Annotated in this window: 17 protein-coding genes and 1 tRNA gene; 15 read left to right on the top strand and 3 right to left on the bottom strand. The window is 52.5% G+C overall.

Going from position 1 to position 25,259, the window contains the following annotated elements:
- The first annotated feature begins 59 nt into the window (after positions 1 to 59).
- A complete protein-coding gene (locus L2Y54_RS17910; protein ID WP_236497999.1) occupies positions 60 to 539 on the top strand; it encodes a Uma2 family endonuclease in 480 nt (159 codons plus the stop codon).
- A 31-nt stretch (positions 540 to 570) separates the two neighbouring features.
- Here the strand turns inward: L2Y54_RS17910 and L2Y54_RS17905 are convergent, their stop codons facing one another.
- Together L2Y54_RS17905 and gltB are read right to left on the bottom strand one after the other, a co-directional pair.
- Positions 571 to 2,061 (bottom strand): glutamate synthase subunit beta, encoded by a 1,491-nt coding sequence (locus L2Y54_RS17905; RefSeq protein WP_236497998.1) that lies wholly within the window; start codon positions 2,059 to 2,061, stop codon positions 571 to 573.
- Between the two features lie 18 nt (positions 2,062 to 2,079).
- Positions 2,080 to 6,675 carry a glutamate synthase large subunit gene (gltB, locus tag L2Y54_RS17900; RefSeq protein WP_236497997.1) on the bottom strand — a complete coding sequence of 1,532 codons (4,596 nt, stop codon included), beginning with the start codon at positions 6,673 to 6,675 and terminating at the stop codon, positions 2,080 to 2,082.
- A gap of 156 nt (positions 6,676 to 6,831) precedes the next feature.
- On the opposite strand from gltB, the gene dnaG reads away from it, so the two are divergent.
- The 7 genes from dnaG to L2Y54_RS17865 all read left to right on the top strand — a co-directional run bounded on the left by dnaG (position 6,832) and on the right by L2Y54_RS17865 (position 16,286).
- The gene (gene dnaG / locus L2Y54_RS17895) at positions 6,832 to 8,595 is read left to right on the top strand and encodes a DNA primase (RefSeq protein ID WP_236497996.1); all 1,764 of its coding nucleotides are present in this window, start codon (positions 6,832 to 6,834) and stop codon (positions 8,593 to 8,595) included.
- A 72-nt stretch (positions 8,596 to 8,667) separates the two neighbouring features.
- Positions 8,668 to 10,542, top strand: coding sequence for an RNA polymerase sigma factor RpoD (gene rpoD, locus L2Y54_RS17890; RefSeq protein ID WP_236497995.1), 1,875 nt, complete (start codon positions 8,668 to 8,670; stop codon positions 10,540 to 10,542).
- A gap of 14 nt (positions 10,543 to 10,556) precedes the next feature.
- Positions 10,557 to 10,633 (top strand) — tRNA-Ile (locus tag L2Y54_RS17885).
- 178 nt (positions 10,634 to 10,811) lie between these two features.
- Positions 10,812 to 11,900 carry an iron-sulfur cluster carrier protein ApbC gene (gene apbC / locus L2Y54_RS17880; RefSeq protein ID WP_236497994.1) on the top strand — a complete coding sequence of 363 codons (1,089 nt, stop codon included), beginning with the start codon at positions 10,812 to 10,814 and terminating at the stop codon, positions 11,898 to 11,900.
- Positions 11,901 to 12,024: 124 nt separating this feature from the next.
- Entirely contained in the window at positions 12,025 to 14,262 is a 2,238-nt protein-coding gene (gene parC / locus L2Y54_RS17875; RefSeq protein ID WP_236497992.1) for a DNA topoisomerase IV subunit A, read from the top strand.
- Positions 14,263 to 14,335: 73 nt separating this feature from the next.
- Complete coding sequence (gene htpX / locus L2Y54_RS17870; RefSeq protein WP_236497991.1) at positions 14,336 to 15,223, top strand: protease HtpX; 888 nt, start codon at positions 14,336 to 14,338, stop codon at positions 15,221 to 15,223.
- Positions 15,224 to 15,266: 43 nt separating this feature from the next.
- Positions 15,267 to 16,286, top strand: coding sequence for a quinone-dependent dihydroorotate dehydrogenase (locus L2Y54_RS17865; protein ID WP_236497990.1), 1,020 nt, complete (start codon positions 15,267 to 15,269; stop codon positions 16,284 to 16,286).
- A gap of 92 nt (positions 16,287 to 16,378) precedes the next feature.
- Here the strand turns inward: L2Y54_RS17865 and L2Y54_RS17860 are convergent, their stop codons facing one another.
- Positions 16,379 to 17,212 (bottom strand): hypothetical protein, encoded by an 834-nt coding sequence (locus tag L2Y54_RS17860; protein WP_236497989.1) that lies wholly within the window; start codon positions 17,210 to 17,212, stop codon positions 16,379 to 16,381.
- 183 nt (positions 17,213 to 17,395) lie between these two features.
- On the opposite strand from L2Y54_RS17860, the gene L2Y54_RS17855 reads away from it, so the two are divergent.
- The 7 genes from L2Y54_RS17855 to L2Y54_RS17825 all read left to right on the top strand — a co-directional run bounded on the left by L2Y54_RS17855 (position 17,396) and on the right by L2Y54_RS17825 (position 25,258).
- The gene (locus L2Y54_RS17855) at positions 17,396 to 17,953 is read left to right on the top strand and encodes a hypoxanthine-guanine phosphoribosyltransferase (protein WP_236497988.1); all 558 of its coding nucleotides are present in this window, start codon (positions 17,396 to 17,398) and stop codon (positions 17,951 to 17,953) included.
- A 1-nt stretch (position 17,954) separates the two neighbouring features.
- A complete protein-coding gene (locus L2Y54_RS17850; protein WP_236497986.1) occupies positions 17,955 to 18,695 on the top strand; it encodes an S-methyl-5'-thioinosine phosphorylase in 741 nt (246 codons plus the stop codon).
- 6 nt (positions 18,696 to 18,701) lie between these two features.
- Positions 18,702 to 19,148: a protein YgfX gene (locus L2Y54_RS17845; RefSeq protein ID WP_236497984.1), complete on the top strand. Its 447-nt coding sequence runs from the start codon at positions 18,702 to 18,704 to the stop codon at positions 19,146 to 19,148.
- 178 nt (positions 19,149 to 19,326) lie between these two features.
- The gene (locus L2Y54_RS17840) at positions 19,327 to 20,742 is read left to right on the top strand and encodes a hypothetical protein (protein ID WP_236497982.1); all 1,416 of its coding nucleotides are present in this window, start codon (positions 19,327 to 19,329) and stop codon (positions 20,740 to 20,742) included.
- Entirely contained in the window at positions 20,742 to 21,950 is a 1,209-nt protein-coding gene (locus tag L2Y54_RS17835; protein ID WP_236497981.1) for an AAA family ATPase, read from the top strand. The genes L2Y54_RS17840 and L2Y54_RS17835 overlap by 1 nt, the downstream gene beginning before the upstream one ends.
- Positions 21,951 to 21,959: 9 nt before the next feature.
- Complete coding sequence (locus L2Y54_RS17830; protein ID WP_236497979.1) at positions 21,960 to 22,448, top strand: hypothetical protein; 489 nt, start codon at positions 21,960 to 21,962, stop codon at positions 22,446 to 22,448.
- A complete protein-coding gene (locus L2Y54_RS17825) occupies positions 22,445 to 25,258 on the top strand; it encodes a BPTD_3080 family restriction endonuclease (protein ID WP_236497978.1) in 2,814 nt (937 codons plus the stop codon). The genes L2Y54_RS17830 and L2Y54_RS17825 overlap by 4 nt, the downstream gene beginning before the upstream one ends.
- Position 25,259: the final 1 nt, after the last annotated feature.

Raw genomic sequence — 25,259 nt, 5'->3', positions numbered from 1 at the left:
TGACGTTGGAAAAGCTGTGTTAGAATACCGCTATTGGTAACAATCAGGAGATGAGTGCAATGGATTCCCGTTTTTTGCAGGCAGAAGAGCTGGGTATCAAGCTGGAAATTGTCAACGGCTTGGCGATCTGGGAAGCACAACCTGTTTACCGTCATCAACGCGCGGTTGACCGTATCCGCAGCACTATTACACCCACAACGGCTAACGCTTGTCAGTGTGTCCATATTGCTGATGTTTATGTCAGTTTCCCCAATGGTTCACTCAAACGCCCTGATATTTCCGTTTTCTGCCGAGAACCTGATGAAGAGGAAGAGGCAATCAGATTGGTTCCCGAAGCGGTTATTGAAATCATTAGCAAGGGTTACGAAGCCAAGGATTTGCAGATTGCTCCACCATTTTATCTGTCACAAGGGGTGAAAGACGTGGTGGTGTTTAATCCGTACACCTTGGCGGTGTTGCATGTGCATCAGATGGGGGCTGCCCAACATATTTCGCCGGTAGAAATCAGCTTGGCGTGTGGGTGCACTGTGACAGTATAGGGGACAAAAGTCCCCCAACTTCGTCGTGAGCTTACGGCAAGTAAGTCTTGCCCATCAAAAACCGATCACATTCCCGTGCGGCTTCGCGGCCTTCATTAATCGCCCACACCACCAGACTTTGCCCACGGCGCATATCGCCCGCAGCAAACACGCCCGGAAGATTGGTCGTGTATTTACCGTAGTCGGCTTTGACATTGCCGCGAGGGTCAGTGTCCAGTGTCAGCGCATCCACCAATGTTTTTTCCGGCCCCGTAAAGCCCATTGCCAGTAACACCAATTGCGCGGGCAATACTTCTTCGGTGCCTTCGACTTCGATCAAATTCATACGTCCGCCAGCACCTTGTTCCCAGCGCACCCCAACGGTATGAATTTCTTTCACATGACCGTTTTCATCACCAACCAGTTTCTTGGTGGAAATCAGGTAATCACGTGGATCGCGCCCAAACACCGCCGCTGCTTCTTCCTGACCGTAATCGACTTTGTGCACACGCGGCCATTCCGGCCAAGGGTTATCCGGCGCACGCGCATCCGGCGCACGCGGCATAATTTCCAGTTGCGTAACCGATTTGCAGCCGTGGCGTACTGACGTACCCACGCAATCCGTGCCCGTATCACCGCCACCGATAACGATCACATCCAAGCCTTGTGCTGAAATGTAGTGACCATCTGCTAAGCCCGAATCCAGCAAGCTTTTGGTATTCGCGGTGAGGAAATCCATCGCGAAATGCACACCCTTGAGGTTACGCCCTTCCACTGGCAAATCACGTGGCTGGGTCGCACCTGCACACAAGACCACCGCATCAAAATCGCTGCGCAACTGTTCAGCAGAAACGTCTTTGCCTACGTCCACACCCGTGACGAAGTTCACGCCTTCGGCAGCCATCAGGTCAACGCGACGTTGCACGATGTCCTGCTTATCCAGCTTCATATTGGGAATGCCGTACATCAACAAGCCGCCAATGCGATCCGCACGTTCGTAAACGGTGACGGCATGACCGGCTTTGTTGAGTTGATCAGCACACGCCAACCCTGCTGGGCCGGAACCGACTACTGCAACCTTTTTGCCAGTGCGTTCTGTTGGCGGTTCAGCCTTAACCCAACCTTCCTCGAAGGCTTTGTCGATGATCGACACTTCGTTCAATTTGATGGTGACGGGTGGTTCATTGATGCCGAGGGTGCAAGAGCCTTCGCACGGTGCTGGGCAAACCCGCCCGGTAAATTCCGGGAAGTTGTTGGTCATGCGCAGGCGTTCGTAGGCTTCTTTCCACAAGCCGCGAAAGATCATGTCATTCCATTCAGGAATCAGATTGTGAACCGGACAACCGCTCGCACCACCCGGCAGCATTTGCCCGGTTTGGCAGAAGGGGATGCCGCATTCCATGCAGCGCGCACCCTGTTCGCGGTTTTCCGCTTCGCGCTCGAAGTGCAGGTGGAATTCACGCCAGTCTTTAATCCGTTCCAACGGGGCGCGGTCGGCTGGCAGCTCGCGCTGGTATTCCATGAAACCAGTAGGTTTACCCATGATTGTTACCTTTAATCCTTAGTTGCCACTGACACGCGAAGCGTCGCTATTGTTTGCGGTGAAAGCCGCCATCAAGGCTTCATCACCGGAAAGCCCTTGCTGCTCAAAGGCACGAATCGTTTCCAGCATCCGTTGGTAGTCGTTCGGCATGACGCGCACGAAATCGGCTGAATATTTATTCCAGTCCGCCAAAATCAGGCTACCGCGTGTGCTGCCAGTATACAGTACATGCTTTTCGATCATGGCTTTGACTTCGGCTTTCTCGTTAGCATCACTCAGTGGGCTGTAAGCCACCATTTCAGTGTTACCGCTGATTGCCAGAATGCCGCTGGGGTCATACACATAAGCCACGCCGCCGGACATGCCCGCGCCGAAGTTACGCCCGACCTTGCCCAACACTACCACGCGCCCGCCAGTCATGTATTCGCAACCGTGGTCGCCCGTGCCTTCAACGACGACGCGCACCCCGGAGTTACGCACACAGAAACGCTCGCCCGCGACCCCGCGTACATAGGCTTCACCGTCGCTTGCGCCAAAGAATGCCACGTTGCCGATCAGGATATTATCTTCTGCGGCAAATTGCGCATCTTTACGTGGGTAAACGATGATCTTGCCGCCGGACAAACCTTTGCCGATGTAGTCGTTGGAATCGCCTTCGAGTTCCAGCGTCATGCCTTTAGGCAGGAATGCACCGAAACTTTGCCCGGCTGAGCCGTTGAATTTCAGGCGGATGGTGTCTTCGGGCAAGCCTGCTGCACCGTATTTGCGCGTTACTTCTGAGCCGGTAATCGTGCCTGCTACGCGGTCAATGTTCTTAATCTCGAACTCAGCCGTCACCGCCGTGCCGTGATCAATCGCTGGTTGGCACGCTTTCAGGAGCTTTTGCTCATCCAAGGATTGTGCAATGCCGTGATCCTGTTCACGCAAACAACGGATACCGTCACATTCTTCCAGTTCTGGCGTGTGCAGCAGGGTGCTCAAATCAACCATGCTGGCTTTCCAGTGACCTTCCGCCGTGCCTTGGCGCAGCTTATCGACGCGCCCGACCATTTCATCAATGGTGCGGAAGCCGAGTTTCGCCATGTATTCGCGCAATTCTTCGGCGATGAACATCAGCAAATTGACCACGTATTGCGGGTCGCCAGCGTACTTCTTGCGCAATTCGGGGTTCTGGGTCGCAATCCCGACCGGGCAAGTGTCCTGATGGCAAACGCGCATCATCACGCAACCCAGCGCCACCAGTGGCAGGGTCGCAAAGCCGTATTCTTCCGCACCCAGCAATGCTGCCACCGCTACGTCACGCCCGGTCATCAACTTGCCGTCGGTTTCCAGACGCACGCGGCTACGCAGGTTATTGAGCAATAACGTTTGGTGGGTTTCTGCCAGCCCCAATTCCCACGGCAAACCGGCGTGTTGGACACTGGTTTTCGGGGAAGCACCCGTGCCGCCGTCATAACCGGAAATCAGGATGACATCCGCCTTACCTTTGGCAACGCCTGCTGCAATCGTGCCGACCCCGACTTCGGATACCAACTTGACGTTGATGCGTGCACGTTTGTTGGCGTTTTTCAGGTCATGAATGAGCTGTGCCAAATCTTCAATCGAGTAAATATCATGATGCGGTGGTGGCGAAATTAAGCCCACGCCCGGTGTTGTGCCACGCACTCGCGCTACCCACGGATAGACTTTCTTGCCCGGCAACTGACCACCTTCACCCGGTTTTGCGCCTTGTGCCAGCTTGATCTGGATTTCCTGCGCATTATTCAGGTAGTGACTGGTGACACCGAAACGCCCAGATGCCACCTGCTTGATGGCACTGTTACGCGAATCGCCGTTGGCGTCGGGAATGAAACGTGCCGGATCTTCGCCACCTTCACCGGAGTTGGAACGCCCGCCAAGACGGTTCATCGCAATCGCCAAGGCTTCGTGTGCTTCTTGGCTGATGGAGCCGAAAGACATTGCGCCGGATTTGAAGCGTTTTACAATGGTACTGGCAGGCTCCACTTCACTCAGTGTAATAGGCTGTGCGGCAAAGTTGAACTCCAACAAGTTGCGCAAGTTGAATTTGACTTCAGCATCTTCGTGCATCAAGCGGCTGTATTGCTTGTACAAACCGTAGTCGCCCAGCCGTACTGCCTTTTGCAGGGCGTAAATGGTGGCTGGGTTGTATTGGTGCTCTTCTTCCTCATTACGCCACTGGAACACGTTACCCGCTTTCAGGGAGCGCTGTTCGGCATCGTGATGGTCATACGCCAATTGGTGACGCATCAAGGCTTCTTTGGCGATGATAGTCAAGTCGATCCCGCCAATGCGTGAAGCGGTAGCGGTGAAATACTTGTCGATAACCGTCTTGTTGATACCCAGTGCTTCAAAAATTTGTGCACCACGGTAAGACTGGATCGTGGAAATGCCGATTTTCGACATCACCTTAATCACCCCTTTCGTGACCGCCTTGATGTATTTCTGAACGGCATAATCGTGCTTAAGGTTAGGCAACAAACCTTCACGGATCAAATCCTCCAGTGATTCAAACGCCAAGTACGGGTTAATGGCTTGCGCACCGTAACCCAATAAGGTGCAGAAATGGTGCACTTCACGCGGTTCGCCGGATTCAAGAATCAAACTCACGCGGGTACGCTTGCCGTCACGAATCAAATGGTGATGCAAGCCAGCAACCGCCAACAGTGACGGAATCGGCGCATTATCGGCATCTGCCAAGCGGTCAGACAGCACGATCAAATTAGCACCGTTGTCGATGGCATGATCAGCGGCGGCAAACAAGTGTTCGAGGGCGGTTTCCAGACCCGCTTCGCCTTCACGTGCACGGAAGGTGATTGGCAATGTGACGCATTGGAAACCTTCACGCTGCACGTGAGTGAGTTTGGCTAACTCTTCATTGCCCAAAATCGGGGTCTTCAGCAAGATTTGTTGGCAACTGGCGGCATTCGGCGCAGTAATGTCACCTTCTGAACCCAGTGTGGTGTACGAGGAGGTAACGATCTCTTCACGGATAGAGTCAATCGGTGGGTTCGTTACCTGTGCAAACAACTGCTTGAAATAGTTGAATAATGGCTGCGCCTGATTAGAGAGTACGGCAATCGGTGAGTCGATGCCCATTGCACCTAAGGGGTCGATACCGGTCAACGCCATTGGCACCAGCACTTTGCGCACATCTTCGTAGGTGTAGCCGAACATTTTCTGACGCTGTACCAGCGTTTCGTGTTCCGGCAGCACATGATGCGGTGCTTCTGGCAGGTCAGCCAGCTCCACTAAATTGTTCGCCAACCAATCTTGGTAAGGCTTTGCAGTTGCCATTTGTTGCTTGATTTCTTCGTCCGCAATGATGCGCCCTTGTGCGGTATCAACCAGCAACATACGCCCAGGTTGCAGGCGTTGCTTGGATACGATGGTGCTTTGGTCGAGATCATCCAATACACCGACTTCTGAGGCGAGAATGATCATGTCATCGTTGGTGATGTAGTAACGGGATGGGCGTAAACCGTTACGATCTAGCGTCGCACCCACCAATGTGCCATCGGTGAAACCCATTGCCGCAGGGCCATCCCACGGTTCCATTAAGCAACTGTGGTACTCGTAGAAGGCTTTCTTTTCCGCGCTCATGCTTTCATGGTTAGACCAAGGTTCGGGAACCATCATCATCATGGCATGGGGCAGGGAATAGCCCGACAAGTACATGAATTCCAGCGTGTTATCAAACATCGCGGAGTCACTGCCGTTGGGGTTCACAATGGGGAACAGCTTGCCGACTTCGGTATTGAATACGTCGGTTTTGATAACGCCCTGACGCGCATTCATCCAGTTAACGTTACCGCGCATGGTGTTGATTTCACCATTATGGATCAGGTAACGGTTGGGGTGCGCCCGTTCCCAGCTTGGGAAGGTGTTGGTGGAAAACCGCGAGTGGATCATCGCAATGGCGGTTTTCATGTGCGGGTTGCTTAAATCCTTGTAGAACTGCCCGACCTGTTCGGTGGTCAGCATCCCTTTGTAGACCAGCGTGCGTGAAGACAGGCTGGGGAAATAAATATGCCCGGCAACGTCTGGGGTATCCACGCTATTTTGCGTGCGCTTGCGGATAACATACAGCTTGCGTTCAAAGTCGATGCCTTCCGCAATGTCGTCAGATTTGGCAATGAACGCCATGCGAATGAAGGGCATGGCTTTGAGCGCCGTTTTGCCGATCGGGGTAGGGTTCGTGGGGACATCACGCCAGCCGAGCAGGGTTTGACCTTCTTCTTCGATGATGCGGGCGAAGATTGCGGCAACCTCAGCGCGTGCGTCGGCATCTTGTGGCAGGAACACCATGCCCGTCGCATAATGACCGGGCGCGGGCAGTTTAATATTGAGTGATTTGCACTCTGATACGAGGAATTCATGCGGAAGCTGGAGCAGGATGCCTGAGCCGTCGCCGGTATTTTCCTCACAGCCGCAAGCGCCACGGTGTTCCATGTGGGTTAATACTTTTAATGCCTGTTGGACGATTTGATGTGACTTGACACCTTTCAGGTGAGCCACAAAGCCCATGCCACATGCATCGTGTTCAAAGCCAGGGTCGTAAAGCCCTTGCGATGGGGGTAGTTCAGTGTATCTCATCGTAGTCTCAGGCGATAAAAGGGCGAGTATTATGGACTAAAATGCCAGTTTAGGGCTAGACACCTTAGCGCGTTTTTGTCGACATGCCCAGAAAGCATGGTCTTAATTAGCGTATACTACGCTACCAGCACAACGGAGCAAGATCGCACACAGCTTATGAGTACAGCAGGTCGCATCCCAAAAGAGTTCATTGACCAACTGTTAGCTCGCGTCGACATTATCGACGTGATCGGTGGGCGTGTGCCATTAAAAAAGGCAGGGCGCGAATATACCGCGTGTTGCCCGTTTCATAATGAAAAAACGCCTTCTTTCACGGTGAGTCCGACCAAACAGTTCTACCATTGTTTTGGTTGCGGGGTACACGGGTCGGCCATTACTTTTTTAATGGAATACGAACATCTTGAATACCCGGAGGCAATTGAGGCGTTAGCTCGCACCATTGGGGTGCAGGTTCCCCGTGAAGGTGCAGAGGATGCCCCAAAACGCCCGCGTAAAGATAAAAACCTGTATACCTTGCTGGAAGAGGCAGCGGTATGGTTTCAAGCACAATTGCCGCAAAACCCTGATGCGCTTGGGTATTTGCAACGCCGTGGTTTGAGCAGTGACGTGGCAAAACGCTTTGGTTTGGGGTTTTCCCCGCCGAATAGTTCGCTGGGGCGCGAATTAGCCCGTTACGGGGAGGATAAATTGGTCGCCAGCGGTATGGCGATTCGCAATGACGCCGGGCGGGTGTATGACCGTTTTCGGGAGCGCATTATGTTCCCGATCCGGGATCGGCGCGGGCGGGTCATTGGTTTTGGCGGGCGGGTGATTGGCGATGGTTCACCCAAGTACCTGAACTCACCCGAAACCGAGGTGTTCCACAAAGGCGCTGAGCTTTACGGTCTGTTTGAAGCGCGTAACGATACCCGCAAGCTGGAACGTTTGTTGGTGGTCGAAGGTTATATGGATGTGATTGCGCTGGCGCAATACGGCATTACCTATGCGGTCGCAACCTTGGGAACGGCGACCACGCCGGAACACATCCGCCAATTATTGCGTCTGGTGCCGGAGGTGGTGTTTTGTTTTGATGGCGACCGTGCGGGGCGGGATGCGGCATGGCGAGCCTTGGACAATGCCTTGCCAGAGTTGCGTGATGATAAAGAGATCCGCTTTTTGTTTTTGCCGCAAGGTGAAGACCCCGATACGCAAATCCGCCAAATCGGTAAAGAAGCGTTTGAAGCAAGCTTGGCCAAGGCACTCACACTCAGTGCTTATTTATTGGCAGTGTTGAAAGAACGTTTCAATTTGAGCACCAAGGAAGGCAAAGCACGCCTGTTAAGTGACGGTTTGAAATTGCTTGCCACCATGCCGGTTATTTTGTTGCGCGAGCAAATTCTCGGAGAATTGTCTACACTTACCGACACGCCTTTGGAAGTTGTGCGCCGCCACCTGAAAAAAAATTCAACGGGGGATGCGCCGCTCGCCTATAATCAGGCGCGTTTGGGCGACCAAGATGTACGCCGCACGCCGATAAGGCACGCGATCGCCTTGCTATTGCACTACCCGACGTTGGTGGAGGTGGCGGGCAGTTCCGAGCAAATTCTTGGCTATGACTTGCCCGGTACAGCATTGCTGGCGGCTATCATTGAAAATATCGAGGAGAACCCCCATATACATTTGGCGGGTCTATTAGAGCGTTTTCGCCAGACGGAACATGAGGCTATTATTCAGCGCCTCACCAACTGGCGACCTGAGACGGATGATGAAACCGTTATACGGCGTGAATTTGCCGACTGTCTGCAACAAATCAGACGGCAATCGCGTCAAAAGCAACTTGAAGCTTTGTTGCATCGGGGTCAAACCCAAGCATTGAGCGAGCAAGAACGTAGTGATTTAGCTTATTTACTGCTCCAGGACTATAAAAGTCCGGGGGCGTGAGCGAGCACATGTGGTTGCATTTTAGAAAAATGTGATATAGTTACCGACCTTTTTTCCAGAGAGTTTTAGGGCATGAGTCAAGAAGAGCAGCAGTCCAGCTTGAAAGAGTTAATTGCCAAAGGTAAGGAGCAGGGCTACCTCACCTATGCTGAGGTCAACGACCACCTTCCCGATACCATCGTTGACCCGGAGCAGATTGAAGATATTGTTGCGATGATCAACGATATGGGCATAACGGTGTATGAACATGCCCCGGATGCCGATTCCTTACTGCTAAACGATGAAGCGGTACAAGCCGACGATGAAGCCGCTGAAGAAGCAGCCGCTGCGTTGGCGAATGTGGATGGCGATTTTGGGCGAACCACTGACCCAGTGCGTATGTATATGCGCGAAATGGGTACTGTGGAACTCTTGACTCGTGAAGGCGAAATTCAGATTGCGATCCGTATCGAAGAGGGTTTGAACGAAATTCTGCGGGCGTTGGCGCAATACCCAGCCTCGACGGAAGTTCTGCTGGAAAAAGCCAGCCTGATTGATTCCGAGGAAATCCGTTTAACCGACATCATCAATGGCTTTGTTAACCCTGATGAAGACCTGACGGCGTTTCAGGTTACTGTGCCGGAAGAGTTGGAAGAGGCGACGATTGCGGCTGAAGAAGACGCAGTGGCAGTCGTTGAAGAAGAGGATGACGAAGACGCGGCTGACCCAGTTGATACAGGACCTGATCCTGAAGAAGCGCGGATTAAGTTTGCAGAACTGCGCGAGTTGTATGAGGCATCTAAAGCGGCTTGCGCCAGCAATGATCAGGCTGCCTATACCGCAACCCGTGATGCGGTGGCGCTCAAGTTCATGGAATTCCGTCTGGCACAGCCGATCATCGAACAGTTGACCGTGCAGTTGAATGAAATTGTGGATCGGATTCGCCAGAATGAACGCCACATTATGAAACTGTGCGTCCAAAAAGGCGGTATGGCGCGTCAGGATTTCATCGACAGTTTCCCGCAAAATGAAACCGATCTGGAATGGTTAGACCGCTACTGTGTTGATAAACGTGGCGACCATACCCGTCTACAGAATTTCCTGCCGAAGATTCACGAAGCGCAGCAGGAATTATTAGGCGTCGAACGCGAATGCAACTTATCCATTTCGCAAATCAAAGACATTAACCGCAGCATGTCGGTGGGCGAAGCCAAGGCGCGTCGTGCGAAAAAGGAAATGGTCGAAGCCAACCTGCGTTTGGTGATTTCCATTGCGAAGAAGTACACTAACCGTGGTTTGCAATTCCTTGATTTGATTCAGGAAGGCAATATCGGTTTGATGAAAGCGGTGGATAAGTTTGAATACCGCCGTGGTTACAAGTTCTCGACTTATGCCACTTGGTGGATACGTCAGGCGATTACACGCTCGATTGCGGATCAGGCTCGTACTATCCGTATTCCGGTACACATGATCGAAACCATCAACAAGCTCAACCGCATTTCGCGCAAGCTGTTGCAGGAAAAAGGTCGCGAAGCTACGCCGGAAGAATTGGCTGAAGCGATGGATATGCCGGAAGATAAAATCCGCAAAGTGCTGAAAATTGCCAAAGAGCCGATTTCGATGGAAACACCGATCGGTGATGATGAAGATTCACACTTGGGTGATTTCATCGAAGATGGCAATATTTTGTCGCCGATTGAGTCAGCGACCACTTCAAGCTTGTCGGAAGTGACCCGAGATGTCTTGTCCAGTTTGACTTCCCGCGAAGCGAAAGTCCTGCGGATGCGTTTCGGTATCGACATGAATACCGACCACACGCTGGAAGAAGTGGGCAAGCAGTTTGACGTAACCCGTGAACGTATCCGTCAGATTGAAGCCAAAGCGTTGCGCAAGTTGCGTCATCCGAGCCGTTCGGATATGCTTCGCAGCTTCTTGGAATACGAGCCGGGTGTCTTACCGACAAACTGATCGTAGCGTTTTCAGGGCCTATAGCTCAGTTGGTTAGAGCAGGGGACTCATAATCCCTTGGTCGTAGGTTCGAGTCCTACTGGGCCCACCAATTTCTCTGGTTATTTAGATACCATCTCGATTACCCGTACCCATTCGCTTTTGCCTGCCCATCCCATTCCCGACTAAATCGCTAGGTAATACCATCCCTGAATGGGTGCTTATTTCGGGTATGGTCTTGGATAGTGTAGAATCCCGCCCAGATATTCCAGCTTACTGAGGAGAACAGAATGGCAGATATGACCCGTGACCAAGTTGAAACGCTACTGAAAGGCATCAAGGACCGTTATCTGGAGCAGGACATTGTTTCCCTGCACCAAGTGAAAGATATTAGTGTGGAAGGCGGCAACGTAGCCGTCAGCGTGGTGCAAGGCTATCCGGCGGGCAACTATCGGGATGAATTGGCAGCAGAAATCAAAGCCGCCTTAGCCGCCGCTGGCGCAACCAACACAGACGTCAGCGTCACCACCCAAGTGGCAGCACACGCCGTGCAGAAAAGCGTCAAGCGTAAAGACGGCATTAAAAACATTATCGCGGTTGCTTCCGGCAAGGGTGGGGTCGGCAAATCCACCACCGCCGTCAACCTAGCACTAGCCCTGAAAGCCGACGGCGCAACGGTCGGTATGCTTGACGCGGACATTTACGGTCCCAGCCAGCCGCGCATGTTGGGCATCAGCGGTCAACCCGAATCCAGCGATGGCAAAAGCCTAGAGCCAATGCAAAACCACGGCATTAAAGCCATGTCGATTGGTTTTCTGATCGAAGAAGACACCCCAATGATCTGGCGCGGCCCGATGGTCACACAAGCACTGGAACAATTGCTAGGTGATACCAACTGGGGCGATTTGGATTATCTGGTCATCGACCTGCCACCCGGCACGGGCGACATTCAATTGACGCTTTCCCAGAAAATCCCGGTATCTGGCGCAATCATTGTCACCACCCCACAAGACATTGCCTTGCTGGATGCGCGTAAAGGTCTGAAAATGTTTGAAAAAGTTGAAGTGCCTATCTTGGGTATCGTCGAAAACATGAGTATGCACATTTGCAGCAACTGCGGCACGGTCGAACACATCTTCGGCGAAGGCGGTGGTCAACGTATGGCAGAACAATACGGCGTGAACTACCTCGGTGGTCTGCCACTCGACATCAAAATCCGCGAACAAGTCGACAACGGCAACCCGACCGTGGTGGCTGACCCGGATGGCAAAGTTGCGCAAATCTACAAAGACATTTCCCGCAAAGCTTCGGCGCGTTTGGCACAAAAAGCCAAAGACTACAGCACCAAGTTCCCGACCATTAAGATCATGAACGTTTAATACCCCTCACCCCCAACCCCCTCTCCCTCAAGGGGCGAGGGGGCTTCGTAATCCATTACTTGCGTCCTTCGGTATACCCCCCTATGCTTTGCCCCCATTAGTGCCGCCAGCATAAAGGATACCCATGAACTACGAAGGCATCGAAACCCTCCCGCTACAGGAATACACCGAGAAAGCCTATCTCGACTATTCCATGTACGTCATTCTTGACCGCGCCTTGCCACATCTTGGCGACGGCTTAAAGCCCGTGCAACGCCGCATTGTCTACGCCATGTCCGAATTAGGATTGACGGCAGCTTCCAAACACAAAAAATCAGCACGTACTGTCGGTGACGTATTGGGTAAATTCCACCCGCACGGCGACTCGGCGTGTTACGAAGCAATGGTGTTAATGGCGCAACCGTTTTCCTACCGCTACACGCTGGTGGACGGGCAGGGCAACTGGGGTTCGCAAGATGACCCGAAATCGTTTGCGGCAATGCGTTACACCGAATCGCGTTTGACTGCTTACGCCAAAGTGTTGCTGCAAGAATTGGGGCAGGGCACGGCGCAATGGCAACCGAATTTCGATGGTTCGTTGGAAGAGCCAACCATTTTGCCCGCACGTTTGCCGAATATTTTGCTCAACGGTGGCAGCGGCATTGCGGTGGGGATGGCGACCGATATTCCGCCGCATAACCTGCGTGAAGTGGTGAATGCTTGTCTGCATTTGCTGGATCACCCCAATGCGACTTTGCAGGATCTGCATCAGCACATTCCCGCGCCGGATTTTCCTACCGAAGCCGAAATCATTACCCCGGCGGCAGATTTCCTCGCGCTTTATGAAAAAGGCAACGGCACATTCCGAATGCGGGCGCGTTACGAAATCGAAGACGGCGACATTATTATTACCGCCTTGCCGTATCAGGTGTCGGGCAGCAAGATTCTGGAGCAAATCGCCGCGCAAATGCAGGCGAAGAAACTGCCGTTGGTGGAAGATTTACGTGATGAATCCGACCACGAACAGCCGGTACGTTTGGTCATCGTGCCGCGTTCCAACCGCGTGGACGTGGACATGCTGATGTCGCATTTGTTCGCCAGCACCGATTTAGAGCGCAGTTACCGCGTCAATATGAATATGATCGGTCTGAATGGTCGCCCGCAAGTCAAAAACTTGCTGCATATTTTGACCGAATGGCTGACCTTCCGGCGGCAAACGGTGACGCGCCGCTTGCAATGGCGGCTGGATAAAGTCGAAAAACGCCTGCATTTATTGGCGGGTTTGTTGGTGGCGTTCCTCAATATTGATGAAGTGATCCACATTATCCGCACCGAAGACGAGCCGAAAGTGGTGCTGATGCGCCGTTTCGAGTTAACCGAGATTCAGGCGGATTACATTCTGGATACCAAATTGCGCCAATTGGCGCGTTTGGAGGAAATGAAGATTCGCGGCGAATTGGACGAGTTGGAAAAGGAAAAAGAAACCTTGCTGGCATTGCTGGGTTCGGATACTAAATTGACCAGTTTGATCCGCAAAGAGCTGAAAGAAGATGCGAAGTTGTACGGTGATGCACGGCGTTCTCCCTTGCAAGAACGCGCAGCAGCACAAGTGTTGGACGAAACCGCGTTAACGCCATCCGAGCCAGTGACGGTAGTGGTGTCGAAAATGGGCTGGATTCGCTCGGCAAAAGGGCATGATATTGACCCGACTTCATTGAGCTACAAGCAGGGTGATGAATTCCTGACTTCGGTACGCGGGCGTTCCAGCCAGCAAGTGGTGTTACTGGATAACACCGGGCGCACCTATACATTGCCAGCGAATGCCTTGCCCTCGGCACGCGGGCAAGGTGAACCGTTGACGGGCAAACTGGCACCACCGGCAGGCGCGAAATTCCAATACGCGCTAATGGGCAAAGACAGCGACCAGTATTTGCTGCATTCGGCGGAAGGTTACGGTTTCTTGTGTGCCTTTGGCGAGATGCAAAGCCGGGTGAAAGCGGGCAAAGTGACCTTGACGGTGGGCGACGGCGTAGCGATTTTGCAGCCGTTGTTGGTGACGAACATTGCCACCGACTCGCTGGTGCTGGTGTCATCATCGGGTTATGTGCTGGTGATAGGCTTGCAAGATGTGCCGCAACTTTCCAAAGGCAAAGGCAATAAGTTGATCAGCCTGAAAAAAGGCGGGTTGGGCATTGCCGATGAAACCGTGCAGTTTGCGGCGATTTTGCCTGCGAATGCGGCGTTGCTGATTCGTGCCGGTAAGCAGTTCAAAACCATCAAGGGTGTGGAACTGGACGAGTATCGCAGCGAGCGTGCGAAACGCGGCAAATTGTTACCGAAGGGCTACCAAAATGTCACTGGTCTGGAGATAAGCGTCAATTAGTAAGGAAAACTTGAATCCAGCCCCGCGTGACCTAATATCCATGACATAACATTCAATACAGAGGTTAAAAGACATGATGCGGATTGCTTTATTGGCACTGACGAACCTTGCGGTGATGGTCGTGCTGTTTGTTTCGATGAATATTATTGGCAGGCTGTTCGGCATTAATATGAGTGCGGGCAGCATGAGCGGCATTATGATGCTGGCGGTTGTGATGGGCTTTGGCGGCTCGTTTATCAGCTTGCTAATGTCCAAATGGATGGCAAAGCGCAGCATGGGCGTGCAAATCATTGAAACCCCACGCACGGCGCAAGAACGTTGGTTGGTGGAAACGGTGCGCCGCCAAGCCGAAAAGTCCGGCATTGGAATGCCCGAAGTCGGGATTTTCCATTCACCTGACCCGAATGCATTTGCAACAGGTGCCAGCCGTAACAATGCGCTGGTGGCAGTCAGCCAAGGCTTGTTGGATCGCATGACGGCGGATGAAGTCGAAGCGGTATTGGGGCATGAAATCGGTCACGTTGCCAATGGCGACATGGTGACGCAAACCTTGCTGCAAGGCGTGTTGAACACCTTCGTGATTATTTTTGCGCGGTTGATTGGCATGATGGTCGATAATTTCTTCCGTGGTAACAATAGCGAAAACAGCGGGCCGGGCATTGGTTATTTTGTGGGTTCGTTCATTGCCGATATTCTGCTGGGATTCTTGGCAACCGCGATTGTGATGTGGTTTTCACGTTACCGCGAATTCAAAGCGGATATTGCCGGTGCGGATTTGGCTGGTCGTCAGAAAATGATCAATGCGCTGAAACGCTTGCAAAGTGCCCATGCGGTACACGATTTACCCGGTGGCATGGCAGCATTCGGGATTGCCGGTGGCTTGGGCGATGGCTTGAAGAAAATCTTCATGACGCACCCACCGTTGGAAGACCGCATTGCTGCGCTGGAAAATATGCGTTAAACCTCTATAATCCCCGGTTTCATCCTGAACCGGGGATTTTTCTGTGTACACACTCCTACGCGATCTGCTTTTTCTCTTTCCCGCTGAAACCTCACACCATCTGGCACTGGATTCCTTGAAACTGGCTGGCAAAACCGGCGTATTGGGCAAACCGGCAGCGTTGCCGGGCAAGACCATCACGGTAATGGGTATTGAGTTCCCGAATCCCGTCGGTTTGGCAGCAGGGCTGGACAAAAACGGCGAATATATCGACGCATTGGCAGCGTTGGGCTTTGGCTTTATTGAAATTGGCACAGTGACACCACGTCCGCAACCCGGCAACCCTAAACCGCGTTTGTTCCGTTTACCCAAAGCGCAAGCCATTATCAACCGCATGGGCTTCAATAATCACGGGATTGATTATTTGCTGGAGAATGTCTCCAAAGCGCGTTACCCCGGCATTATTGGCATCAATATCGGTAAAAACTTCGATACACCGGTTGAGAAAGCGGCGGATGATTACCTAATCGGTTTGCGTAAAGCTTACCCTGTGGCGCATTACATCACGGTCAATATTTCTTCGCCGAATACGCCGGGATTGCGCACTTTGCAATACGGGGATGAATTGAAGCGTTTGTTGGTGACATTGCGGGAAGAGCAAAATCGACTTGTCCAGCAATACGGGCGTTACGTGCCGGTGGCGATTAAGGTTGCGCCGGATTTGAGCGAGGTGGAAATCCGCGATATGGCGCAGGTGTTTTCCGAGGTGCAGATTGATGGCTTGATTGCGACCAATACGACTTTGGATAAATCAACGGTGCAAGGTTTGCCTCATGCCAATGAACAAGGTGGATTGAGCGGTAAGCCATTGACGCAGCATTCGACAGAAGTGATTCGGCAGTTCCGGGCGGATATGGATAGCCGGATTCCGATTATTGGGGTAGGGGGGATTTTGTCGGGGGCGGATGCGCAAGCGAAATTGGCGGCGGGGGCGAGTTTAGTGCAGGTTTACAGCGGCTTTATTTACCGAGGGGCGGGGCTGGTGCGCGAGTGTGTGGAAGCCACAAAAAGAAACCCCTCCTAACCTCCCCTTATCAAGGGAGGAACAAGAGGGGTGTCTGTCTCTCCTACGCCCTTCCCTGATAAGGGGAGGGTTGGGGAGGGGGTTCTTCTTTCTTAGTTTGTAGCAGCAGGAGCGACTGGTGCAGCAGGTGCAGCAGCAGGAGCAGCCGCTTCAACTTTCACTTCAGCAGCAGGAGCGGCTGGCGCAGCAGGTGCTGTAGCGGTAGCAGCAGGAGCAGCCGCTTTGTTGGCTTCAACCATTTTTTGCTGTTGAGCAGCCATTGCCGCACGCTGTTCTTCTACTTTCTTGAAGAAAGCATCAGCTTGAGCACGTTGCATTTCCATTTGCTTTTGGATTTGCTCGAAGCTAGGCGCTTGCATCGCGTAGCCAGGTGCCATCATCATTGGGCTGTAACCGTAGCCAGGCATTTCCTGCTGCATCATTTGACCTTGAGCAGGTGCTGCTGCTGCTGTTGGCATTTGACCTTGAGCAGGCATTTGCTGCATAGCTGGTGCTTGTTGCATCATGTTAGGCATACCGTAGCCACCCCAAGGGTTGCCGCCGTTAGCACCGTTAGCAGAAGTGTTGCTATAGCCGTACATATTGCTGTTGCCATCGCCGTAACCGTAGCCACTGCCTTGTACATTGGTAGAGCCATCGCCACGACCTTGACCATAAGTGTCAGCAGCCATGTCGGTTTTGCCTTTGCCTTTGAAAGTGATGGTGAAATCAACTTCGCCGTCTGCGTCGCCTTTGCCACGACCCCAGCCACTCATGTCGCCAGCGCCAGTGCCGTAACCTTGACCTTGACCACTAGTGTTAGCCTGACCTTGACCCTGACCTTGACCTACGCCACTGCCATTGTCGAAGCCGTCAAAGAATTCAGCAGATGCAGCACCGGAAGCAGCCAGCAATGCAACCATCAGAGCGATTTTTGTATGTTTCATAATATATACCTCTAGCGGAGAGTCATGCGCTTGTGTGCGCGTTAAAAGGGTTTACTTAATATAAGCAAATCATAATATTCTGATTGTTATAATGCAATACCCGGCGATCACATTTTTGTTTTTTCATGACGATTTGTTGATTTAAGTTAGAATACCAAGATTGCTTGAACAATAGGTGAACAAATGGTTATCACAGCCGCTGATGCTGCCCGTGCGATGGCAGACGCTGATTTATTGTATTCCGCTGAGGATATTGCTGCCATGTTGGATAAAATGGCGGCTGAAATTACTGAAAAACTGGCGGATAAAAACCCGCTGGTGTTGTGTGTTATGACCGGCGGGGTGATCTTGACGGGACATTTGCTGACACGCTTGGCGTTCCCCTTGGAACAGGATTATTTGCACGCCACGCGCTACCGTGGCAAAACCAGTGGCAGTAAAACGATTGCCTGGTTGCACAAGCCGGATACATCGTTAGCAGGGCGGAATGTTTTGTTACTCGATGATATTCTCGATGAAGGTTATACCTTGCGTGAAATTACCCATTGGTGTTGGGAACAGGGTGCGGCAAGCGTGCATGTGGCGGTTTTGGCGGATAAGCAACACGAGCGTCGGGTTGAAGGCGTTCACCGCGATTTTTCGGCGCTGGAATTGCCGGATCGCTACGTGTTCGGTTTCGGGATGGATTACAAGGAATATTGGCGTAACGCCAACGGTATTTATGCAGTAAAAGGGTTATGAAATGAGTGCTATTGAATTTGCAGTAATCGGCGGCACTGGGCTGACCGAAATTGAAGGCTTGGAAGTGATTCACCGTGAAGTGGTGCATACGCCTTACGGCGAGCCGTCCGGCCCGGTGACGCATGGCATGATCGCTGGTAAGCGTATTGTATTTCTGGCACGGCACGGTTACACCCACAATATCCCCCCGCATCGGGTGAATTACCGCGCGAATTTATGGGCGCTGAAGAGTTTGGGGGTGAAAAAAATCGTGGCGATTGCCGCCGTGGGCGGGATTACGCCGGAAATGCAGCCGATGCGCTTGGTGATTCCCGATCAGATTATTGATTACACGCACGGGCGGGCGCATACCTTTTTTGAAGACGGCTTGACCGATGTGACCCACATTGATTTTTCTTGGCCGTATTGTGCGGAAGTGCGCAATGCGTTGCTGGCAGCGGCTGAATGCGCGAAATTGGATGTGGTTCCGCGTGGCACGTATGCCGCTACCCAAGGCCCGCGTTTGGAAACCGCTGCTGAAATTACCCGTTTGGAACGCGACGGCTGCGATTTGGTGGGCATGACTGCCATGCCAGAAGCGGCGCTTGCCCGCGAATTGGATCTTTGTTACGCCGCGTGTGCTGTGGTTGCTAACTGGGCAGCGGGTAAAGATAACGAAGAGATCACGATGGACGATATTCACCAGAATTTGGTGGTGGGCATGGCGAATGCGCGGGCATTATTGCGTGCCTTAGTGTGCTGATCAGCGTTGGATAATCAGCCGCCCTTGTATTTGCAGCCAGTGGTTTCACGGCGATTGGCGGTTTTTATTCTGGCAAGTCATTTGCTGGCGGCGGTGGTGGTGTGCTTGATGCCTGCGCTGCCCTGGTGGGGCAAGGGCTTGTTGCTGGTATTGATTGCACTGTCGTTGCGTTATTACTGGCGGCTGCATATTAGCCGGGTTGCGCCGAATGCGGTGCAGGAAGTGCGTTTTTATCAGGTGGATAATGCCTTGGTGCGTACTGCTTCTGCGGGATTTTTTGCGCGGTTGGATGACAGCAGCTTTTTGCATCCGTGGGGGTGTGTGCTGAATTGGCGGACGCTGAATGGCAAATTGTATTCGCTGATTTTAATGCCGGACAGTGTGCCGTCGGATGTTTTGCGGCAGTTGCGGGTGCGGGTGAAGTTCAGTCCGGCGAATGTCCCTGAAAAATAAAACCCTCCGGCGCAGGAGGGTTTGAAAGCATTAAGGGCTGTGAATTTTTATGATGACTATTTTAGGGACTCTTGGGCTTAGTCAGTATGTATAACGATTAAGCTCAGGTTCGGTTGACACATCATGAAAATTTTTCGGGTACAATCGCCATTATTATTGTGTAACCTGATGTTGCCTCATGCCTGCCAACAAAACTGCTGATACTCGACCTGCTGAATCCCTTGATCTGACTGCGCCAGTAGCACCGCCTACGCCACCTAAGCAGCAAGGTCTCAAGGTGGAGCAACTGATTGATGATGCGCTGGCGAGTGGCGATGCAGCGGTGATGCGCGAGGCGTTGGCGGAACTCAAGCGGATGCAGTCGCCGTTTTTGAATTGGGCGGGGAAGGCGGAACGTACCAGTTTTGCGGTGGATACGGTGAGTTTGCATGTGCATGAACGGATTGATCCGTTGAGTATTTTGTCGGCGTTGCAGAAGGCTGTAGGTCGGGCTTCAGCCCGACGTGTCGGACTAAAGTCCGACCTACAAGAATGGGATGTGCCGTTCGATTTCCCCGCCGATTGGCCAGAATCCGCCCGCGCCCCATTCGACGCTTTCCACACGGCGCGTCAAACCCTGCAACGCCGCATGGACGACAGCATCGCAGCCAACGCCGGACAAGAAACCCTCTACGACCAGCCGCAAATCGCCAAAGACAAACTGCGCATCACCGGCCCGTTTTCGCTCGAAGCCGTGCCATTCCCCACCGTGCTGTCACTTAACGATGCCGTGCAACCCACCCAAGCCGACAACAGCGTTGCCCGCAGCGGTGAAACGTCCCGCCAGACCCAATGGCGCGACGAATTGATGAAAACCGGCATCCGTGGCAAAAACAAGCAAATGCTCAAATTCGCCGAACTCGAAACCTTGCCCGGTACACGCTATCTGCACAGCAGCGGCACACTCGATACCGGCGAGCGCGTGGTGGTCAGTTTCGGCCCCGAACACGCCGCCCTCGAACAACGCCAAGTCGAAAATGCCCTGCGCGAAGCCGGGGAACTGTTCCCGCTGCCGAAAATGATCGTGTTTTGCGCCTTCACTTTCGACCCCGAAGCCGCCAAAGACATCGACGCAACCAAAGGCATCACCGCCCTGAAAGCGCAAATGAACACCGACCTGCTCACCGAAGACCTCAAAAAACAACGCGCCAACAACCAAAGTTTCTGGCTCATGGGACAACCCGACGTAGAAGTGCGCAAGCTCCCCTCTATCTCCCCCCTCTACGAAGTCGAAGTCCACGGTTTCGACTACTTCGACACCACCAAGGGCGAGTTGCAATCCGGCGGCAAAAACCGCATCGCCGTCTGGTCGCTGGACACCGACTACGACAACCGTTCGCTGTTCCCTGCACAAGTTTTCTTCCCAATGGCAGGCAAACAGGACGGCTGGTATAAACTCAAGAAAGACATCCGCGCTGAACTCGACGAAACGCGGTTGGATGCGTTCCACGGCACGGTTTCCTTGCCATTTGCGGCAGGTGACCACAAGCGCATCGCCGTTAAGATCGTGGATGACCGTGGGATAGAATCGCTGAAAGTGATGGAGTTGGATTGATGCAGAACATGAAAAATACCTCACAGAACAAATTTGACATTTCAATGCGCAATATAGGGCCGATCAAGCAGGCTAACATTGAACTTGGCAATTTGACTGTGCTGGTCGGGCCGCAGGCGACGGGCAAGAGCATTTTTCTGCAAACATTGAAACTGCTGATAGATCGCGACTATATTGATGCCACGTTCAAAAAGAACAGCATGAATTTTAAAGGTAGAAGTGATGCATTCCTTGATGGCTACTTTGGTCGGAATATGTCTGCATTATGGAAGCCGAAGCATTCCGATATAAGCATCAATGGACAAAATGTTGATCTCATTGAGCACTTAAAAGAATCAACGGTTGATATTAATCGAAGTCAATTGGGCGCTTATGAGCAACTCTTCTATATTCCAGCACAACGGGTGATAAGCCTGCCCCGTGGCATGAGCCAAGATTTTGGCAAATACCATTTTGGTGATCCATTCACATTACGTCACTTCAGCGACAGGGTGCATAGCATCCTGCAAAATAAATTTGCCATTGAGTCGGACTTATCTCCACACAAGATTCTGCCTGAAACAATAGGCAAACATATCAGTGAGCAGATTTATGCTGGAGCGCAACTGACCTATCGCGATGACGAAGTAGATTTTGTACGTAAACTCATGCTGGACATTCCGAATGGCCCGCAAGGTTTACCCTTTCTTGCTTGGTCAGCAGGGCAAAGGGAATTTACGCCACTGCTATTAGGCTTGTATTTGTTATTTGAAGAAGTAGGGCTTGTAAAAGAGCCTAAACTACCGTTCTGGAACTGGGTAGTGATCGAAGAGCCGGAAATGGGGCTACACCCACAAGCCATCAATATCACGCTTTACATGATCCTCACCTTGTTGGCTCGCGGGCATAAAGTGCTGCTGTCTACCCATTCCCCTCAAGTGCTGGATATGTTGTGGGCTTTGCGTATTTGCCAACAAAAACAAGGAACTCCCCAAGATGTATTGGGCATATTCAACTTGGAACAGGACGCAGATACCCTAACGGCTGAGCTTGCCTTAAAGCAACAATACAAGGTGTATTACTTCCAACGCAGTGGCATCGTTGAAGACATTTCAGCACTTGACCCCGGTTCGGATAATCCAGCACAAGCACATTGGGGCGGGCTTACCGAATTTGCGGGGCGGGCGGGTGATGTGGTTTCACAAGTCGTTAATCGTGCTGGTTTTTAAGGGCATAACATGGCGAAGAAGAAAACTACACCCAATGCCAGCGCGTTTTGTGAAGCCGTTGAAAAATCAGATGTCGAAACTCCCTGTAAACCGGGATTACGCGCGGTAAAAGAAACCCTTGGTGTTACCAAACCAACCGGCAGCATTGACCTAGACACAGCCAAAAAAACCGTTGAGCCTAACAGCAGCCGTTGGGATTACGGTATCGGTTGTAAACCTGATACCACGGAGTTGGCTATCTGGGTTGAAGTTCATCCAGCCTCGACAGGTGAGGTCGGTGCCATCATCAATAAGTTAGAATGGCTAAAAACTTGGCTCAAACAGGAACAACAAGCTGATTTGTATAATCTGACTCGTGCAGCCCAGCAAGCCAACATCGCACCATTCATTTGGGTACACACTAACAGTGGTGTCGATATTCGTGAAGGTTCACCGCAGGAAAAACGCCTGCAAGCCAGTGGCATTAAAGGCCCACTCAGAGGGAATAAATTGCCATGACCACTCCTAAATCCCTGATCATCAATAGCCCCTACGCCTGCCCACAACAGCACTGGCGCAAGGTGGCACAGAGCAGTTCCACCAGCCCCAAGTTGGAACAGACAGCCAGCCGCCGCCGCGCTAGTTACGAGATTTTCGACACCCGCAACAACACCAGCCGCGAAGTCGAATTGCCGCTGGTCAACCAAATCCGTGAACGGGTGGACGCATGGCGCACTGCTGGCTACCCCGGTATCACCACGATTACCCGCAGCCTGCTGGAACATTGGCACGACAGCACTGCCCGCGATTACCCCTTCTATTTCTGCCAACTGGAAGCCATCGAAACCCTGATCTGGTGGGTAGAAGCTCTGCCCGATTACAAGCAAGGCATTGCGATTGAAGGCGATGGCGGCGCGTGGGAACGTTTGTGCAGCAAAATGGCGACAGGTACAGGCAAAACCACCGTCATGGCGATGCTGATTACATGGCAGGTACTCAATGCTCTTGCGTTTCCGAAACGCCACAAGGAATTTTCCAGCAACATCCTGATCATTGCACCAGGCTTGACCGTCAAGGAACGTTTGCAAGTGTTGCAACCGGGGGCAACCGACAACTATTACGATGCTTTCGGTCTTTGCCCGAATACCTCGTTGCGCCACAAACTCAATCAGATGGAAGTGCTGATTGAAAACTGGCACAGCCTGATGCCCTTGAAAGAACCGGAGCGTTCGGTACAGAAAAAAGGCGCAGAAAACGATGAAGCCTTTACCCGCCGGGTATTGGGTAAACTAGCAGGCAAGCGCGGCCTGCTGGTGATCAACGACGAAGCCCACCACGCTTACCGCAAACCCGCCGAACTCAAAATCAGCAAAGCGCAAGCCGCTGAACAAGGCATTGATCTGGATGAGGCGACCCGTTGGATTGAAGGGCTAGACCGCATCCACAAAACGCGCCGCATTACTCGTTGTTTCGATCTCTCCGCCACCCCGTTTGCCCCGACTGGTAAGCGCAATACCGAATCGGCATTGTTTCCGTGGGTCATTTCCGATTTCGGCTTGTACGATGCGATTGAGGCCGGGCTGGTGAAAACCCCGCGAGTGGTGGTGCGTGACGATGCGTTACCGAATGCCAAAACCTACCGCTCCAAACTCTATCACTTGTATGCTGAAGCTGATGTTGCCGAAGATTTGAACCGCAAAGGCGCACAAGCCACCGAACCCTTGCCGGAATTGGTGCAAACCGCCTACACCCTGTTGGGGGCAGATTGGCGAGCAGCATTACACAGTTGGCAAGCCGCCGGTCACACTTCACCGCCTGTGATGTTGACGGTCTGCAACCGTACCGAAACCGCCGCACGGGTGGAACATTATTTTCGGGCAGGCGATGCGCATTGGGCAGAACTGCAAGCGCCCGAACGTACTTTGCGCGTGGATTCCAGAGTGTTGGAAAAAGCCGAGGTCGGGGAAGCATCTACCGCTGACAAAGGTTACGAAGCTCAGCTTCAAGCCATTATCCACGCTGCCAATATTCCCCTTACCCGCAAGCAGGAATTGCAAGCCCTGAAAAAAGAGGCGTTGCTGCGCGAGATCATTGATAACGTCGGCAAACGCGGTGCGGCTGGGCAAGATTTGCAGAACGTGATTTCCGTTGCCATGCTCTCGGAAGGCTGGGATGCCAAGAACGTCACCCACATCATGGGCTTACGCGCCTTCTCCAGCCAATTGCTGTGTGAACAAGTAATCGGGCGCGGTTTGCGGCGCGTGTCCTATGACCGGGATGAAAATGGCTTGTTCATCCCCGAATACGTCAACGTGTTTGGTGTGCCGCTTTCCATTTTTCAGGATGTGGGGGATGACGGCGTACCGCCGCCGCCACCCAAACCCAGCACTCAGATCAAGTCACTGCCAGAACGCCATGCGCTGGAAATCCGCTGGCCTAATGTGCTGCGCATTGATACCGTCGTTCGCCCCGAATTGCACATTGACTGGTCACAGGTGGAAACGCTGACGCTTGATCCGTCACTGACACCGGTTTCTGCTGATCTTGCTCCAGCCTTGGGTGGTGCAACGGCTTTGGATCAGGTACATGGCATCGACCTTGCACTGCTCCCGGAAGGTTTCCGCCTGCAACGCTTGGTATTCCGTGCTGCTCAAAAAGCCTTCGATCAATTGCAAGCGGCTTTCAAAGGCAATCGGGAATATTTGTTGCTGCAACTGATTCGCTTGGTTGAACAGTTTATTGATTCGGAAGTGTTGAATATCCCGTCCGACTACCACCAAGAACCGTTACGCAAGCGTATCTTGATTGGGCTGAATATCGACATTATCGTGCAACACTTGCTGCGCTTTGTCACCGAGCAAAATAGCGAACGCTTAGAGCCGATTTTTGATACCGACAAACCGCAATCCTCCACTGCCGATATGCCCGTGTGGTATAGCACCAAGCCTTGTTTTGAGACCAGCAAATCGCAAATTTCCCACGTCGTTGATGACAGCACTTGGGAGCATTATGTCGCGGGTGTGTTGGAAAACTCGGAACGGGTGCATAGCTACGCCAAAAATGATCACTTGGGTTTTCAAGTGCTGTATTTATGGCGCGGTTCAAAACGGCGTTATGTACCGGACTTTCTGATTCGGTTGAGCAATGGCAAAACCTTGGTATTGGAAATCAAGGGTAAAAACTCCGAACAGGCGGATGCGAAACGGGCGGCATTGGATACGTGGGTCGCTGCCATTAACAGCCGTGGTGGTTTTGGCGAATGGGGTGCGGCTGTGATTTTTGAGCCTGCCAAGATTTACGACACGCTGGCACAGCACGGGGAAGCCTAAA

It is taken from the genome of Thiothrix winogradskyi, from assembly GCF_021650935.1.
GTDB classification, from domain to species: domain Bacteria; phylum Pseudomonadota; class Gammaproteobacteria; order Thiotrichales; family Thiotrichaceae; genus Thiothrix; species Thiothrix winogradskyi.
This window is presented reverse-complemented; position numbering and strand designations above follow the sequence as displayed.

Excerpts from the sequence above, each read along its gene's own strand:
- L2Y54_RS17850 (WP_236497986.1), top strand. The coding sequence starts at position 17,955 with ATGAGTGCTATTGAATTTGCAGTAATCGGCGGCACTGGGCTGACCGAA.
- L2Y54_RS17830 (WP_236497979.1), top strand. The coding sequence starts at position 21,960 with ATGGCGAAGAAGAAAACTACACCCAATGCCAGCGCGTTTTGTGAAGCC.
- L2Y54_RS17855 (WP_236497988.1), top strand. The coding sequence starts at position 17,396 with ATGGTTATCACAGCCGCTGATGCTGCCCGTGCGATGGCAGACGCTGAT.
- dnaG (WP_236497996.1), top strand. The coding sequence starts at position 6,832 with ATGAGTACAGCAGGTCGCATCCCAAAAGAGTTCATTGACCAACTGTTA.
- htpX (WP_236497991.1), top strand. The coding sequence starts at position 14,336 with ATGATGCGGATTGCTTTATTGGCACTGACGAACCTTGCGGTGATGGTC.
- L2Y54_RS17835 (WP_236497981.1), top strand. The coding sequence starts at position 20,742 with ATGCAGAACATGAAAAATACCTCACAGAACAAATTTGACATTTCAATG.
- L2Y54_RS17825 (WP_236497978.1), top strand. The coding sequence starts at position 22,445 with ATGACCACTCCTAAATCCCTGATCATCAATAGCCCCTACGCCTGCCCA.
- parC (WP_236497992.1), top strand. The coding sequence starts at position 12,025 with ATGAACTACGAAGGCATCGAAACCCTCCCGCTACAGGAATACACCGAG.
- rpoD (WP_236497995.1), top strand. The coding sequence starts at position 8,668 with ATGAGTCAAGAAGAGCAGCAGTCCAGCTTGAAAGAGTTAATTGCCAAA.
- L2Y54_RS17905 (WP_236497998.1), bottom strand. The coding sequence starts at position 2,061 with ATGGGTAAACCTACTGGTTTCATGGAATACCAGCGCGAGCTGCCAGCC.
- L2Y54_RS17860 (WP_236497989.1), bottom strand. The coding sequence starts at position 17,212 with ATGAAACATACAAAAATCGCTCTGATGGTTGCATTGCTGGCTGCTTCC.
- gltB (WP_236497997.1), bottom strand. The coding sequence starts at position 6,675 with ATGAGATACACTGAACTACCCCCATCGCAAGGGCTTTACGACCCTGGC.
- apbC (WP_236497994.1), top strand. The coding sequence starts at position 10,812 with ATGGCAGATATGACCCGTGACCAAGTTGAAACGCTACTGAAAGGCATC.
- L2Y54_RS17840 (WP_236497982.1), top strand. The coding sequence starts at position 19,327 with ATGCCTGCCAACAAAACTGCTGATACTCGACCTGCTGAATCCCTTGAT.
- L2Y54_RS17910 (WP_236497999.1), top strand. The coding sequence starts at position 60 with ATGGATTCCCGTTTTTTGCAGGCAGAAGAGCTGGGTATCAAGCTGGAA.